Raw genomic sequence first — 14,275 nt, forward strand, 5'->3', positions numbered from 1 at the left:
GTCTTTAAATTCGCTATCGCCGGCAAGCCGGGCTCCTACAGTTTTTTTAGCGTATGGGAGATTTTCGATTGTTCACACCAATCCCGGTCACGATCCTCAGCGGCTTCCTCGGCGCCGGCAAGACCACGCTGTTGCGCCACCTGCTCAAAGCCGAGCACGGCCTGAAAATCGCCGTGATCGAAAACGAATTCAGTGACGCCGGCATCGACACCCAACTGTTGGGCGACGAGCCGGTGCAAGTGATGACGCTGTCCAACGGCTGCGTCTGCTGCACCATCCACACCGACCTGACCAAGGCGCTCTACCTGTTGCTTGAACGGCTGGACAGTGGCGAAATCGCCTTCGACCGTCTGGTGATCGAGTGCACCGGCCTGGCGGATCCGGCACCGGTGGCGCAAACCTTCTTCATCGACGAGGAATTGCGTGAGCGTTACATCCTCGACGGCATCATCACGTTGGTCGATGCAGCGCACGCCGACGTACACCTGACCCAAACCATCGCCCAGGCGCAGATTGGTTTCGCCGACCGCTTGCTGGTGAGCAAGCGCGATCTGGTGGACGAGCCGACCTTCACCGCGTTGAGCGAGCGCCTGACCCGCATCAACCGTCGCGCGCCGATTCGCGTGGTCGACCACGGCCAGATCGATCTGGCCGAACTGCTCGATGTGCGCGGCTTCAACCTCAATGCCGACCTGGGTGGCGGCGTGAGTTTGCGCCCGGTCAGCAAAGCGCCTTCCATCGACCGCATTTCCAGCCTGGTGCTGCGCACCGATAAACCGCTGGATATCGACAAGCTCAGCGAGTTCATGAACGAACTGCTGGAAGAACATGGCAAGCAGTTGCTGCGCTACAAAGGCGTGCTGAACATCCTTGGCGAGCCGCGGCGCATGGTGTTTCAGGGTGTGCTGAAGTTGTATGGCTTCGACTGGGACACGGAGTGGGCAGAGGGCGAGGCGCGGGAAAGTGTGATTGTGTTTATTGCCGATGAATTGCCGGAAGAGAAAATTCGCGAGGGGTTTGCGCGGGTGGCGGCGGATTGAATCATTTCGTTCGTCAGTGATAACGCCTTCGCGGGCAAGCCTCGCTCCTACAGATAATGCATGCCCTCTGTAGGAGCGAGGCTTGCCCGCGAAAGCGATCTAACCAGCAACACGATCCTGACTAAGCCCAAGTCCTGAGTTCAGCAATATTTCCTCAAGATCATCCAGGTGCCCGCTCAGCAGCGAGACCGCCTTCACCGCATCCCCACGCTCTACCGCCTCCAGAATCCTCGTATGCACCCGCCAATCGCAATAACCCTCCACCGACACATCAAACTGCGCAATCGCCAGCGAAGTCAGTGGCACAAGACTGCCCAGAAAATGCGCCAACGGTGCATTCCCCGCCATTTCGGCCAGTTGCAGATGAAACTCCCCCGCCAACCGAATCGCCGAGCCACGCGTGGCACATTGGCGCTCGCTATCAATCAACCCACGCAGACACTTCAAGTCTTGCGCACGGGGCTGCTGACACGCCAGTCGCACCACCGTGGTTTCGGTCAGCCGCCGCGCATGCAGCGTCTGCCGGACTTGCTCATTTTCGAGCGCAGCGACTCGGGGACGATGGTGAGTGCGCAACACGATGATTTGCTGATGGGACAACTGCGTCAGCACCCCACGCATGTCACTGCGGCGAACGCCGAACATCTGCGCCAGGCTTTCTTCGGTAAAGCGACTGGCCGCATCGATGCGCTGTTCAAGAATGGCGTCGAAGACTCGCGAGTAGAGATCATCCGTCGGCGCGGGAAAGGGCAGGGCAACAAGAGTTTGCGCTGAAGCGAAGCTGTTCATGGCCTGTCTCCGGTTCCAAGAGGGTTCAACTGCCGAGGTTGTCGTCCGGGATATTCAATTCGATGCCCATCCGCTGGCCTTCGCGAAGAATGTGCCGACGCATTTCGGCACTGGCCTGGGCGCTGTTTTTGCTGCGGATCGCGCGCACCACGGCTTCGTTTTCTTCGAGGCGTTCGGCCAGATGTTCGGGGGAGTTGCGCAGCACCTCGGCGCTTTGCTTGAGGGCGTTACTGGTCTGCTGAACCACGCTCTGGAAAATCGGATTCGAGGTCAGCGTGAACAGCTCTTCGTGGAACGCGATGTAGGCGTTGACCCCGGCTTCGCTGTCGTTCGCCTCAAGGGCTTCGCGCATGTCCATCAGGGTCAGGCGCAATTGCCCGACTTCCTTGCTGCTGATCGACTGCGCCACCAGGCCGACAATAAACGGCTCAAGGGTGTAGCGCAGTTGCAGCACGTCTTCCAGGCTCGCGCCGGCCACTGCACTGTCGTGGCTTTGGCTGTCTGTCAGTTGGGCATCGAGCACCACCACGCCTTTGCCCGGCATCGAGCGCACCAGGCCGAGGGTTTCCAGGACGATGACCGCCTCGCGCAGGCTCGGGCGGCTGATGCCCAGTTGTTCGGCCAGTTCACGTTGCCCCGGCAGCATTTCGCCGGAGCGCCATTGCCCACGTGCCAGCGCGGCACGAAGTTTTTCCACTACTGAATTTACGACGGTTGACGAGGTAATCACTGTTCGCTCCAAGTCGCGATAATGTGCCCGCCCAAAGGCAGGCACACGTTGTTTAGAATTCCTGCTGGTGCGCGGGTGCGACCGGTTTTCGAGGCTGGAAGGTATAACCCACCTGACCGGAAAGCACCTTGTTTGCGCGTTGGATATCGATGTCTTTTTCCCATCGGGCGATGGCCACGGTGGCGACGCAGTTGCCGATCAGGTTGGTCAGCGCGCGGCCGATGCCCATGAACCAGTCCACCGCCAGTACCAGCACCAGACCGACCACTGGAATCGCCGGGATGGCCGTCAGTGTCGCGGCCAGAATCACCAGTGCCGAGCCGGGAATGCCGTGAGCCCCTTTGGAGGTGATCAGCGACACCAGCAGAATGGTCAGCAAATCAGTCATGGCCAACGGCGTACCGGTGGCATTGGCGATGAACACAATGGCCAATGTCAGGTAGATCGAAAAGCCGTCGAGGTTGAACGAGTATCCGGTGGGAATCACCAGCCCGACCGTCGAACTGCCGATGCCCAGGTGTTCGAGCTTGCGCATGATTTGCGGCAGCACGGCGTCGGACGATGCGGTGCCCATTACAATCATCAATTCTTCGCGCAGGTATTTGAGCAACGGCCACATGCGCAGGCCGGACAGACGCATCACCAGGCCGAGAATCAGTGTCACGAACGCGACACAAGTCAGGTAGAAAAGACCGACCAGACTGCCCAGGTGTTGCAGCGAGTCCAGGCCATATTTGCTGGTGGTGAAGGCAATCGCGCCGAACACGCCGATCGGCGCCAGGCGCACGATCATGCCCATGATGCGGAAGATCACGTGGCTCAGCTCATTGATCAGCCGGGAAATACCCGACGCGGCTTCGCCCACCAGGTTCAGTGCGCTGCCGAACAGCACTGAAAACAGCAGGACCTGCAGGATGTTGTTGTCGGCGAAGGCGCCGATCACCGAGGTCGGAATCAGGTCCATCAGGAACTGCGTGGTGGTGTGCATGTGCTGGCCGCGCTGGGCGATGTCGCCCATGTCGGCGGCAGACAGCTGCTCCAGATGAATGTTCGCGCCGCTGCCGATGCCGGTGCTGAAGGCGAACACCAGGCCAATCACCAGGGCGATGGTGGTCAGCACTTCGAAGTAGATCACCGATTTCAGGCCGATGCGCCCGACCTTCTTCAGATCGCCGGCACCGCTGATGCCGCTGACCACCACGCAGAACACGATCAGACCGATGAGCATCTTGATCAGTTTGATGAAGCCGTCGCCGAGGGGTTTGAGCTGGGCGGAGTATTCGGGAAGGGTCAGCCCGCAGACGATGCCGAGCACCAGTCCGAGAACCACTTGAAGGAAGATTGAACGCGAGCACCATCTGAGCATGGGAGGAATCCTGGTCGGTGTCCTGGCTGCCGACGCTTAAGCGCATCAGATTCAGGACTTAATTATTGTGGTCTTACCGGTATGTCCAGTGCAGGCGCAGTCTACGCCGGATTTTTTTACGATTACAAGTGAAAACCTGAAAATTGGCATGACCGGTCTGACCAGCGAAGCTGGGTGTGTAGGAGCCGGCTTGCTGGCGATGGCGGCCAAAAGATCAATGCAAGGCTCTAGAACGGATCGCCAGCAAGCCGGCTCCTACAAATCGCAGGCGAAAAAAAACCGGCCATCACTGGCCGGTTTTTTTCCAACTACGGTCTAGCGGTGCAATTAAGCGCCGTACACCGGCAGCTTCTTGCAGATGGCCTTGACCTTCTCGCGAACGGCGTCGATCACCGCTTCGTTGTTCAGGTCAGCCAGGATGTCGCAGATCCAGCCGGCCAGCTCTTTGCACTCTGCTTCCTTGAAGCCGCGAGTGGTCACAGCCGGAGTGCCGAAGCGCAGGCCGGAGGTGACGAACGGGGAGCGTGGATCGTTTGGCACGGAGTTCTTGTTCACGGTGATGAATGCTTTGCCCAGAGCGGCGTCAGCGTCTTTACCGGAGATTTCCTGCTTGATCAGCGACAGCAGGAACAGGTGGTTTTCAGTACCGCCGGAAACCACGTCGAAACCGCGCTCGATGAAGACGCTGGCCATGGCCTGGGCGTTTTTCACCACTTGTTGCTGGTAAGCCTTGAACTCAGGCTGCAGCGCTTCCTTGAAGCAGATCGCTTTAGCAGCGATCACGTGCTCCAGCGGGCCACCCTGGGCGCCCGGGAATACTGCGGAGTTCAGCTTCTTCTCGATGTCGGCGTTGGCGCGTGCCAGGATCAGGCCGCCACGTGGACCGCGCAGGGTCTTGTGCGTGGTGGTGGTCACGACGTCAGCGAATGGCACCGGGTTCGGGTAGACGCCAGCGGCGACCAGACCGGCCACGTGGGCCATGTCGACGAACAGGTAAGCGCCAACCTTGTCAGCGATTTCGCGGAAGCGCGGGAAGTCGAGGATCTGCGAGTAGGCAGAGAAACCGGCCACGATCATTTTCGGCTTGTGCTCGACGGCCAGGCGCTCGACTTCGTCGTAGTCGATCAGGCCATTGGCGTCGATGCCGTACTGAACGGCGTTGTACAGCTTGCCGGAGGACGAAACGCTGGCACCGTGAGTCAGGTGACCACCGTGAGCCAGGCTCATGCCCAGGATGGTGTCGCCCGCTTGCAGCAGGGCCAGGTAAACGGCGCTGTTGGCTTGCGAACCGGCGTGCGGCTGAACGTTGGCGTAATCGGCGCCGAACAGTTCTTTGGCACGGTCGATGGCCAGTTGCTCAACGACGTCGACGAACTCGCAACCACCGTAGTAGCGCTTGCCCGGGTAGCCTTCGGCGTACTTGTTGGTCAGTACCGAGCCTTGAGCTTCCATCACCGCAGGGCTGGTGTAGTTTTCCGAAGCGATCAGCTCAATGTGTTCTTCCTGGCGCTGAGCTTCTTGCTCCATGGCGGCAAAGAGATCGGCGTCGTACTTGGCAATAGTCAAATCACGGCTGAACATGGCGGTCCTCAAGGATCGGGGCAGAAAAGGGGGGCATTCTAACCCAATGGGATTTAGATGGCATATGAAAGGGCATCATGTCGCAGACAAGTGGGCTTCATGTCGGGATCAGCGGTGATCATGCCGGCCTCATCGCCAGCAAGCCGGCTCCTACAGTTGGAATGCGATCCCCTGTAGGAGCCGGCTTGCTGGCGATGGCGTCATTTGCCTCACCACAAAACCTCAATCGAACATGAACAACGCATCATTACTGAACTGCGCTTCAAACCGGCCCGCCGGCATCGGCCGTCCGAACAGGTAACCCTGAACCTCATCGCAGCCGTGCTCACGCAGGAAGTCCAGCTGCTCATGGGTTTCCACGCCCTCGGCGATCACCGCCAGGTTGAGGCTGTGGGCCATGGCGATGATCGCCCGGGCGATCTGTGCATCCTGTTCACCCGACGGCAAGCCATCGACAAAGGTGCGGTCGATCTTCAGCACGTCGATCGGGAACTGCTTGAGGTAGTTGAGCGACGAATAACCGGTGCCGAAGTCGTCGACTGCGATGCTCAGCCCGAGGTTCTTCAGTCCGGCCAGAATCTGCATAGCCTCGCTGACTTCGCGCATCAGGATACTTTCGGTCAGCTCCAGCTCCAGGCACGCCGGCGGCAGGCCCGTTTCCTTGAGGATGGTGGCGATCCGCGTGCCGAGCTGGCCGTCGGAGAACTGCCGGGCAGAGATGTTTACCGATACCTTCGGCACCCGCACCTTGGCCTGATGCCAGGTCTTGAGCTGACGGCACGCCTCGCTGATCACCCAGTCGCCAACGTCCACCACCAGACCGAGCTCTTCGAGCACCGGAATGAAATCCCCCGGCGGCACCAGGCCACGGCGCGGATGGCGCCAGCGCAGCAAGGCTTCGGCGCCGGTCAGGCGTTTGCCGTCGCCGCTGAATTGCGGCTGGTAGTACAGAACGAATTCGTTTTGCTCCAGGGCGTGACGCAAGTCGCTTTCCAGCTCCAGGCGCTCGAGGGCACTGGCGTTCATGTCCGCCTGATAGAACTGGAAGTTGTTCTTGCCGCGCTCCTTGGCGTGGTACATCGCGGTGTCGGCGTTCTTCATCAGCTGACTGAGTTCGTTGCCGTCCTGCGGGCTCAGGGCGATGCCGATACTGGCGGTGACGAAGAATTCGCGGCCTTCAAGCACGAACGGTTTCACCAGGCTGGCGAGAATCTGTTCGGCCACGTGAATCGCCCGATTGAGGGCGATTTCGCGGTTGGCCCGCGGTTGCAGGAGCAAAGTGAATTCGTCGCCGCCCATGCGCGCCACGGTGTCGTCGTCATCGACGCAACCGAGCAGGCGCGTGGCCATTTCCTTGAGCATGCGATCGCCGGCGGCGTGGCCCAGGGAGTCGTTGATCGGCTTGAAACGGTCGAGGTCGAGGAACATCAGCACCACCCACGACTTCTGCCGTTCCGCCGATTGCAGCGCGGTGTGCAGACGGTCCTGGAACAGCGTGCGGTTGGGCAGGTGCGTCAGGGCGTCGTAATAGGCGAGGCGGTGAATCCGTTGTTCACTGGCCTTGCGCTCGCTGATGTCGCTGAAGAAACACACGTAACTGGCCAGATCGCCTTCATCGTCGAGCACCGCCGTGATGCCGACCCACGCCGGGTAATGCTCGCCGTTACGACGCCTGAGCCAGACTTCGCCTTCCCAGGTGCTGTGCTGATTCAATTGCTTGAGCACATAGCGCAGGTGCGCTTCCTGCTGCTCGTCGACGGTCAGCATGTTCGGCAACTGGTCGAGCACTTGCTCCACCGCATAGCCGCTCACGCGACTGAACGCTTCGTTGGCCTGCACGATGTAGCCTGCCGGGTCGGTGATCAGGATCGCCGACGTCGAGTGTTCGAATACCGTGGCCGCCATGCGCAGGTCTTTCTCGGCGCGACGTTGCTGGCTGATGTCGCGACCGACACCGAGCACGCCTTCGAAGGCACCGTGTTCGTCCCAGACCAGCACCAGCCGCAACTCGATCGGAATTTTGCGCCCATCGGCACGCAGGCAGTCGAACAGGAACAGTTGGGTCTGCACCTGACTGCGCAGCAGCGCCAGTTGGTCGGGTTTGCCCAGCGCTTTGCTGACGCGGTCCATCAGGTTGTAGATGCCGGTCAATTGTTGCGGGTTGGCAATGGTCGACTGCCAGCCGTTCTGGAAAATCCAGTCGGTGTCGTAGCCCAGCACGGCTTGCACCGACGGGCTGACGTAGTTGAGCGAGAGCTTGCTGTCGGTGGAGAAAATCACGTCGCTGATGCTTTCGGCGAGCATCCGGTAGCGCTGCTCGCTGTCGCGCAGGGACTCGCTGGCCTCGATCTGCTCGGTGATGTCCTTGGCCACGCCGATGATCCGTGTGACCTGGTCGTGTTTGTCCCGCGCCAGCGCCTGTTCACGAATATCGAAACGCCGCCATTTGCCGTTGCGGTGACGGAAGCGCAGTTGGCATTGCAGCAATTGCGTATAGCCCGCGTGCCGCTGGGTCTGGCGCGCGCGGTGGTAATGGTCGGCATCTTCGGGGTGCAGCAGGATTTCCCAGAAGTACTCGCCCATCTGGTGCAGTTCGGTGCGGTTGTAACCGAGTGTCTGGCCCAGATGGTGGTTGCTGAAGATCATGCGCTGGCTGATCACGTCCTGGACGTACAAATGATCCGGCACGGTGCGCACCACGTCGGACCAGAACCCTTCACGCTCAAGCAGCGACAGTTCGATGAGCTTGCGACTGGTGATGTCGCTGATGCTCAGGATCACTGCTTTATAGTCGTCCTGGTTTTCCGGCAGGCGCATCACCAGCCACAGGTGCTGATCGCGGCCATTGGCGTCTTGCAGTTTTATTTCCAGCTCAAACTGTTTCTGCTGATTGAGTACCGCTTCGAGCACTTGATTGCCGATGGCGGTGCCATCCAGCGGATTGCCGTCGATCAGCAACTTCCAGGCTTGTTCACAGGAATTGACGTTGAGCAGTTGCAGCGCAACCTGGTTGACCTCAGTGATGCGCAGTTCCTGCAATAGTTGCTGGCGCTGTTCCGGGGTCTCCAGCCAGGCTTGCAGGTTTTCGGTGCTGTGCAACTCGGCTTTGTCGAAGACGTTCTTGAGGCCAGACACATCGAGCACACACAGGGCAACGCCGGTGCCTTCGAAAATATCCTGATAGCGCCGGCGACCTTCAGTCACCTGGCGCTGACGGCGGCGCATGTTCAACAGGGCGATCAGCGGCAGCAGAGAGAGCGCCAGCCCCAACAGGCATTTACCGATAAACGCCGGCAGCAGTTCTTCGATCACGCGTTGGCGGTCGAACAACCCGCGCAGTTGCCAGTCGCTGCTGGTCAGGGGAACCGTCAGCACACTGTTGGCCACATCATTGGCGGTCAGCTCGCTCGACTTGGCCAAGGGCAGTGAATCATCGCGGCTGATGACCTGGTGATTGACGCGGTTTTCCACCAGCCACATTGGGCGGATACCGGCCTCACTTGGTTTGGTCAGTGACGAGAAAAAGCTCGGCGTCAGGCGCAGGGCCCAATAGCCCCGAGAGCTGCCGCTGGCCTGATGCAGCAGCAGGTGCACCACCGAACCGTTATCGGCGTTGCTGAAATAATGCGCCTGGGCACGGCTGCGGCGTACCAGTTCGACGAGGTAGTCGGCGTCCTCGCTGTCGACGGCGCTGTCGCTGATGACTTTCCCTGAGGGGCTCAACAACGCGAGGCTGCGCAGGTCGGGCAAGGATTTTTGCAGCTTGCGCAGCAGCTCCTGCTGTTCGTCGGCGCTTTGCGGCTGTTCGACGATCGGTAGCAGGTTGAGGGCGATCTGCGCATTGAGCGACATGTTCAGGCTGACTTGCGCAGCCAGATCGGCGGTGTAGTCGATGGTGTATTGGCGCTGGTTTTTCTGGGTTTCACGCAGCTGATCCAGCAGTTGCCAGAACAGCAACGCGAGCAGCAAAAGCACGAGTGTCGCCAGCGCGCCCTTTAATGTTCCGCGCAGGGGAGTACCGGACACCGCAGTCGGTGCAGGGGTGGTCAAGGGCGGAGTGACATTAGACAAACTGTAATCCTGCGGTTTAGCTGGACTGGCGCGACGTGCACTATAAGCCGGACGCCCAGAGGGCGGCTAGCATGCCTTGAGTTGTGGCAAAGTGCCAGACCCTCCCGGCTGGACTGCCTTCTGTCAATAAGGTAGCTTTGCCGGTTACGCGGGAGCGTTCCAGCTCCTAGAATCAGGCTTTTTCAGCGCGCACGCATTGATAACTATCAATCGGACGACGCGCACGGTCTGGCCGGGCATCGCCTGCGCTTCAATCATTCATCTGTCACTGACCCAAGGTTCTCCATGGCTCAATACGTCTTCACCATGCATCGGCTGGGCAAAGTTGTTCCGCCGAAGCGGGAAATCCTGAAAAATATTTCGCTGTCCTTCTTCCCCGGCGCCAAGATCGGCGTGCTCGGCCTCAACGGTTCGGGTAAATCCACGCTGCTGAAAATCATGGCCGGCGTCGACACCGAGTTCGAGGGCGAAGCCCGTCCGATGCCGGAGCTGAACATCGGCTACCTGCCACAGGAACCAATCCTGGACCCGACCAAGACCGTGCGTGAAGTGGTCGAGGAAGCGGTCAGCGTGATCAAGAACGCCCAGGCACGCCTGGACGAGGTCTACGCGGCTTACGCTGATGAAGATGCCGACTTCGACAAACTGGCCGCCGAACAGGCCAAGCTCGAAGCCATCCTGCAAGCCAGCGACGGTCACAACCTGGATCGCCAACTGGAAGTCGCCGCCGATGCGCTGCGCCTGCCGGCCTGGGACGCCAAGATCGAATTCCTTTCCGGTGGTGAAAAGCGTCGTGTGGCCCTCTGCCGCCTGCTGCTGTCCGCCCCCGACATGCTGCTGCTCGACGAACCGACCAACCACCTGGACGCCGATTCCGTCGCCTGGCTGGAACACTTCCTCCACGACTTCCCGGGCACTGTCGTTGCGATCACGCACGACCGTTACTTCCTGGACAACGTTGCTGGCTGGATCCTCGAGCTCGACCGCGGCGCCGGTATCCCGTACGAGGGCAACTATTCGGGTTGGCTTGAAGCCAAGTCCGATCGTCTCGCTGCCGAATCCAAGCAGCAGTCGGCCCACGAAAAAGCCATGAAGGAAGAACTGGAGTGGGTGCGCAAAGGCGCCAAGGCCCGCCAGTCCAAATCCAAGGCACGTCTGCAACGCTTCGAAGAAATGCAATCGCAGGAATTCCAGAAGCGTTCGGAAACCAACGAGATCTACATCCCGGCCGGTCCGCGCCTGGGTGACAAGGTCATCGAGTTCAAGAACGTTTCCAAGGGCTACGGCGATCGCGTGCTGATCGACAACCTGTCGTTCTCCATGCCAAAAGGCGCCATCGTTGGCGTGATCGGCGGTAACGGTGCCGGTAAGTCGACGCTGTTCCGCATGCTGATGGGCAAGGAAACACCGGATTCGGGCAGCATCGAAGTCGGCGAAACCGTGCAACTGGCCTGCGTCGATCAGAGCCGCGAGGACCTGGACGGCAGCAAGACTGTATTCCAGCAAATCTCCGACGGTTCGGATCAGATCCGCATCGGCAACTACGAGATCCCGTCGCGTACCTACGTCGGTCGCTTCAACTTCAAGGGCGGCGATCAACAGAAGTTCGTCAAGGACCTGTCCGGTGGTGAGCGCGGTCGCTTGCACCTGGCCCTGACCCTGAAAGAGGGCGGCAACGTCCTGCTGCTCGACGAACCGTCCAACGACCTCGACGTTGAAACCCTGCGTTCCCTGGAAGAAGCCCTGCTGGACTTCCCGGGCGCCGCCATTGTGATCTCTCACGATCGGTGGTTCCTTGACCGCGTCGCGACGCACATCCTGGCGTACGAAGACGATTCGCAAGCGGTGTTCTTCGAAGGTAACTACACCGAGTACGAAGCTGATCGTAAGAAACGCCTCGGCGAAGCGGCTTCCCAGCCGCATCGTGTACGGCACAAGAAACTGGCCTGATTTCGGGTTGGTTGCATAAAAAAACGGAGCCTTCGGGGCTCCGTTTTTTTATGGGTTTTTTCAGGTATACCGAGGTGGATTCATCGCGAGCAAGCTTTGCTCCTACAGGGGGACGCGATCAACTGTAGGAGCAAAGCTTGCTCGCGAAAGCGGAATCACTACTGGTGCATGATGCAATTTGTGAATCCCTTTTTAGGTGCGAAAACTGCCTGAAAACAGGGTTTATTTATATCCTGTGCACCATTTAATTTCATAAACGCGACATTTTGCTCTGTTACTGTGCGCGCTCCGTTTGCTAAAGTCCGGCCCAATCTCTTCCAACGACAATAAATTTGCCGAGACTTTTCCATGATCGAATCCGTCGAAACCTTCCTTGCCCGACTGAAAAAACGCGACCCGGATCAACCTGAATTCCACCAGGCCGTCGAAGAGGTCCTGCGCAGTCTGTGGCCGTTTCTCGAAGCCAATCCGCATTATCTGACCTCCGGCATTCTGGAGCGTATCTGCGAGCCGGAACGGGCGATTGTGTTCCGCGTTTCCTGGGTCGACGATCACGGCAAGGTGCAGGTCAATCGCGGTTTCCGCATCCAGATGAACAGTGCGATCGGTCCGTACAAGGGCGGCTTGCGTTTCCATCCTTCGGTGAACCTCGGCGTATTGAAATTCCTCGCCTTCGAGCAAACCTTCAAAAACTCCCTGACTTCGTTGCCCATGGGCGGTGGCAAGGGTGGCTCGGACTTCGACCCGAAAGGCAAAAGCGACGCGGAAGTCATGCGCTTCTGCCAGGCGTTCATGAGCGAGTTGTACCGCCACATCGGTGCAGACGTTGACGTGCCGGCCGGTGACATCGGCGTCGGTGCCCGCGAGATCGGTTTCCTGTTTGGCCAGTACAAGCGCCTGAGCAACCAGTTCACCAGCGTGCTGACCGGCAAAGGCCCGAGCTATGGCGGCAGCCTGATTCGCCCGGAAGCCACCGGTTTCGGCTGCGTGTACTTCGCCGAGGAAATGCTCAAGCGCGGCGGTGAAGCCGTCGAAGGCAAACGCGTAGCGATCTCGGGTTCCGGCAACGTTGCGCAGTACGCGGCGCGCAAGGTCATGGACCTGGGCGGCAAGGTGATTTCGCTCTCGGATTCCGAAGGCACGCTGTACTGCGAGGCCGGTTTGACCGAAGAACAGTGGCTGGCGCTGTTGGAGCTGAAAAACGTCAAGCGTGGACGGATCAGCGAACTGGCCAATCGTTTCGGTCTGGAGTTCCGCGCAGGCCAGTGCCCATGGGATCTGGTGTGCGACATCGCGCTGCCCTGCGCCACTCAAAACGAACTGGATGCCGAGGCCGCGCGCACGTTGCTGCGCAACGGCTGCATCTGCGTGGCGGAAGGCGCGAACATGCCGACTACCCTGGAAGCCGTGGACCTGTTTATCGAGGCCGGGATTCTGTTCGCGTCGGGCAAGGCGTCCAACGCCGGCGGTGTCGCGGTGAGCGGGCTGGAGATGTCGCAGAACGCGATGCGTCTGCTGTGGACCGGCGGGGAAGTGGACAGCAAACTCCACGGGATCATGCAGTCGATCCACCATGCGTGCGTGCATTACGGCGAAGAGAACGGCCGCATCAACTACGTCAAAGGTGCGAACATTGCCGGTTTCGTCAAAGTCGCCGACGCCATGCTCGCCCAGGGCGTGGTTTAAGCCGGTTCAATGCGGATGATTTCGATCTTCTGATCGCCGGCCGGGCGTTGCCACAGCACCTCGTCGCCGAGTTGCGCCCCAAGCAATGCCCGGCCCAGCGGTGAACCCCAGTTGATCAGGCCCGCAGACGCGTCGGCCTGGTCTTCACCGACCAGTTGCACGGTTTGCTCGGTGCTGTGCTCGTCGGCGAAGGTCACGCGGCTGCCGATCTGCACCTTTTGCGTTGAACTGGCGGCGGTCACGACTTGAGCGCTTTGCAGGCGCTGATTGAAGTAGCGCAAATCCCGCTCAAGGTCCGCCAGCCGTTGCTTGTCAGCCTGTTCGCCTTTGGCCGATTGGTCGTTGTGCATTTGTTGCAACCCGGCGACTTTTGCCTGCAACTGAGCAAGGCCTGTGGGCGTGACGTAATTGGGCTGCGTGCTGACCTGCCGTTCGACGGGCTGATCGGCTTGCGCGGCGGCGTTATCTTCATTGACGAAGGCACGACTCATGGTTTCCTCCCGTTATGAGGTTTAGGCCATGGTCACAGGCTTTTAGTTTCGGCGGATGTCTGTCAGCGACTCATTGCGAGCGAAACGCACGGGCGGCGTCCTGATCTTTCTGCTGTTGCCAGGCTTTTTCACGATCGTCCCAATGGTGGCTGCGATAGTCCTCGCGGTCTTCGCTTTCGCGCATGGCCTGGCATTGGCGGAAGCCATCGCTCCAGCCTTCGGCGTATGGCTTGTCCTTGAGATACCGCGGCACGTTCTTGCGAAATTCACCGCTGATCGCCCCGGCAGCCTGTCGACCACTGCTGCAGCCGTCATCGAAACCATCGGCGAAGGCCGGAGGATAACCCTTGGCGATCAGGTCTTCGTGAGTCGTCTGGCAACCCGCGCATAACAGCACCAAACCCACCACACCCACGCAACGCCACATCTCGGACTCCCGGCCGTTCAACGGCCTATGGTTCAAGTCTAGGAGTGCATTCGTGAGACCTTCGTGAAACGCCTGTGATCAATCCGTTGAACAACACAGATCCCTTGTAGGAGCCGGCTTGCCGGCGATCGCATCAACACGCTC

At 59.8% G+C, this 14,275-nt stretch carries 11 protein-coding genes; 4 read left to right on the forward strand and 7 right to left on the reverse strand.

Annotated elements, in window-relative coordinates; translation table 11 throughout:
* The first annotated feature begins 53 nt into the window (after positions 1-53).
* Positions 54-1,040: a GTPase gene (gene yjiA / locus ACYZUC_RS24340; protein ID WP_223555237.1), complete on the forward strand. Its 987-nt coding sequence runs from the start codon at positions 54-56 to the stop codon at positions 1,038-1,040.
* A 99-nt stretch (positions 1,041-1,139) separates the two neighbouring features.
* On the opposite strand, the gene ACYZUC_RS24345 is transcribed toward yjiA, so the two are convergent.
* Genes ACYZUC_RS24345 through ACYZUC_RS24355 form a run of 3 tightly spaced genes read right to left on the reverse strand, consistent with a single transcriptional unit; the run spans position 1,140 to position 3,925 of the window.
* The gene (locus ACYZUC_RS24345; RefSeq protein ID WP_461990890.1) at positions 1,140-1,829 is read right to left on the reverse strand and encodes a GntR family transcriptional regulator; all 690 of its coding nucleotides are present in this window, start codon (positions 1,827-1,829) and stop codon (positions 1,140-1,142) included.
* A gap of 25 nt (positions 1,830-1,854) precedes the next feature.
* A complete protein-coding gene (locus ACYZUC_RS24350) occupies positions 1,855-2,559 on the reverse strand; it encodes a FadR/GntR family transcriptional regulator (RefSeq protein WP_461990892.1) in 705 nt (234 codons plus the stop codon).
* 52 nt (positions 2,560-2,611) lie between these two features.
* Positions 2,612-3,925 (reverse strand): C4-dicarboxylate transporter DctA, encoded by a 1,314-nt coding sequence (locus ACYZUC_RS24355; protein WP_192418941.1) that lies wholly within the window; start codon positions 3,923-3,925, stop codon positions 2,612-2,614.
* A gap of 88 nt (positions 3,926-4,013) precedes the next feature.
* Between ACYZUC_RS24355 and ACYZUC_RS24360 the strand changes: the two genes are divergently transcribed.
* On the forward strand, positions 4,014-4,244 hold the full coding sequence (locus ACYZUC_RS24360; protein ID WP_461990894.1) for a hypothetical protein: 231 nt from the start codon (positions 4,014-4,016) through the stop codon (positions 4,242-4,244).
* Positions 4,245-4,252: 8 nt separating this feature from the next.
* On the opposite strand, the gene glyA is transcribed toward ACYZUC_RS24360, so the two are convergent.
* Positions 4,253-5,506: a serine hydroxymethyltransferase gene (gene glyA / locus ACYZUC_RS24365; RefSeq protein WP_461990896.1), complete on the reverse strand. Its 1,254-nt coding sequence runs from the start codon at positions 5,504-5,506 to the stop codon at positions 4,253-4,255.
* 222 nt (positions 5,507-5,728) lie between these two features.
* The gene (locus ACYZUC_RS24370; protein ID WP_461990898.1) at positions 5,729-9,577 is read right to left on the reverse strand and encodes a sensor domain-containing protein; all 3,849 of its coding nucleotides are present in this window, start codon (positions 9,575-9,577) and stop codon (positions 5,729-5,731) included.
* 285 nt (positions 9,578-9,862) lie between these two features.
* Between ACYZUC_RS24370 and ettA the strand changes: the two genes are divergently transcribed.
* Both ettA and gdhA read left to right on the forward strand, forming a co-directional pair.
* Positions 9,863-11,527, forward strand: coding sequence for an energy-dependent translational throttle protein EttA (gene ettA, locus ACYZUC_RS24375; protein WP_010467508.1), 1,665 nt, complete (start codon positions 9,863-9,865; stop codon positions 11,525-11,527).
* A gap of 348 nt (positions 11,528-11,875) precedes the next feature.
* A complete protein-coding gene (gene gdhA, locus ACYZUC_RS24380) occupies positions 11,876-13,213 on the forward strand; it encodes an NADP-specific glutamate dehydrogenase (RefSeq protein ID WP_461990899.1) in 1,338 nt (445 codons plus the stop codon).
* Here the strand turns inward: gdhA and ACYZUC_RS24385 are convergent.
* Both ACYZUC_RS24385 and ACYZUC_RS24390 read right to left on the reverse strand, forming a co-directional pair.
* Complete coding sequence (locus tag ACYZUC_RS24385; protein ID WP_461990901.1) at positions 13,210-13,704, reverse strand: GreA/GreB family elongation factor; 495 nt, start codon at positions 13,702-13,704, stop codon at positions 13,210-13,212. The two genes, gdhA and ACYZUC_RS24385, sit on opposite strands and share 4 nt — an antisense overlap.
* Before the next feature lie 70 nt (positions 13,705-13,774).
* The gene (locus ACYZUC_RS24390) at positions 13,775-14,131 is read right to left on the reverse strand and encodes a hypothetical protein (RefSeq protein WP_461990903.1); all 357 of its coding nucleotides are present in this window, start codon (positions 14,129-14,131) and stop codon (positions 13,775-13,777) included.
* Positions 14,132-14,275 lie beyond the last annotated feature (144 nt).

The organism is Pseudomonas sp. GT1P32 (assembly GCF_054897805.1).

Bases quoted from the DNA above. Each gene is read 5' to 3' on its own strand.
- ACYZUC_RS24355 (WP_192418941.1), bottom strand. From the start codon at position 3,925: ATGCTCAGATGGTGCTCGCGTTCAATCTTCCTTCAAGTGGTTCTCGGA.
- glyA (WP_461990896.1), bottom strand. From the start codon at position 5,506: ATGTTCAGCCGTGATTTGACTATTGCCAAGTACGACGCCGATCTCTTT.
- yjiA (WP_223555237.1), top strand. From the start codon at position 54: ATGGGAGATTTTCGATTGTTCACACCAATCCCGGTCACGATCCTCAGC.
- ACYZUC_RS24385 (WP_461990901.1), bottom strand. From the start codon at position 13,704: ATGAGTCGTGCCTTCGTCAATGAAGATAACGCCGCCGCGCAAGCCGAT.
- gdhA (WP_461990899.1), top strand. From the start codon at position 11,876: ATGATCGAATCCGTCGAAACCTTCCTTGCCCGACTGAAAAAACGCGAC.
- ACYZUC_RS24345 (WP_461990890.1), bottom strand. From the start codon at position 1,829: ATGAACAGCTTCGCTTCAGCGCAAACTCTTGTTGCCCTGCCCTTTCCC.
- ettA (WP_010467508.1), top strand. From the start codon at position 9,863: ATGGCTCAATACGTCTTCACCATGCATCGGCTGGGCAAAGTTGTTCCG.
- ACYZUC_RS24390 (WP_461990903.1), bottom strand. From the start codon at position 14,131: ATGTGGCGTTGCGTGGGTGTGGTGGGTTTGGTGCTGTTATGCGCGGGT.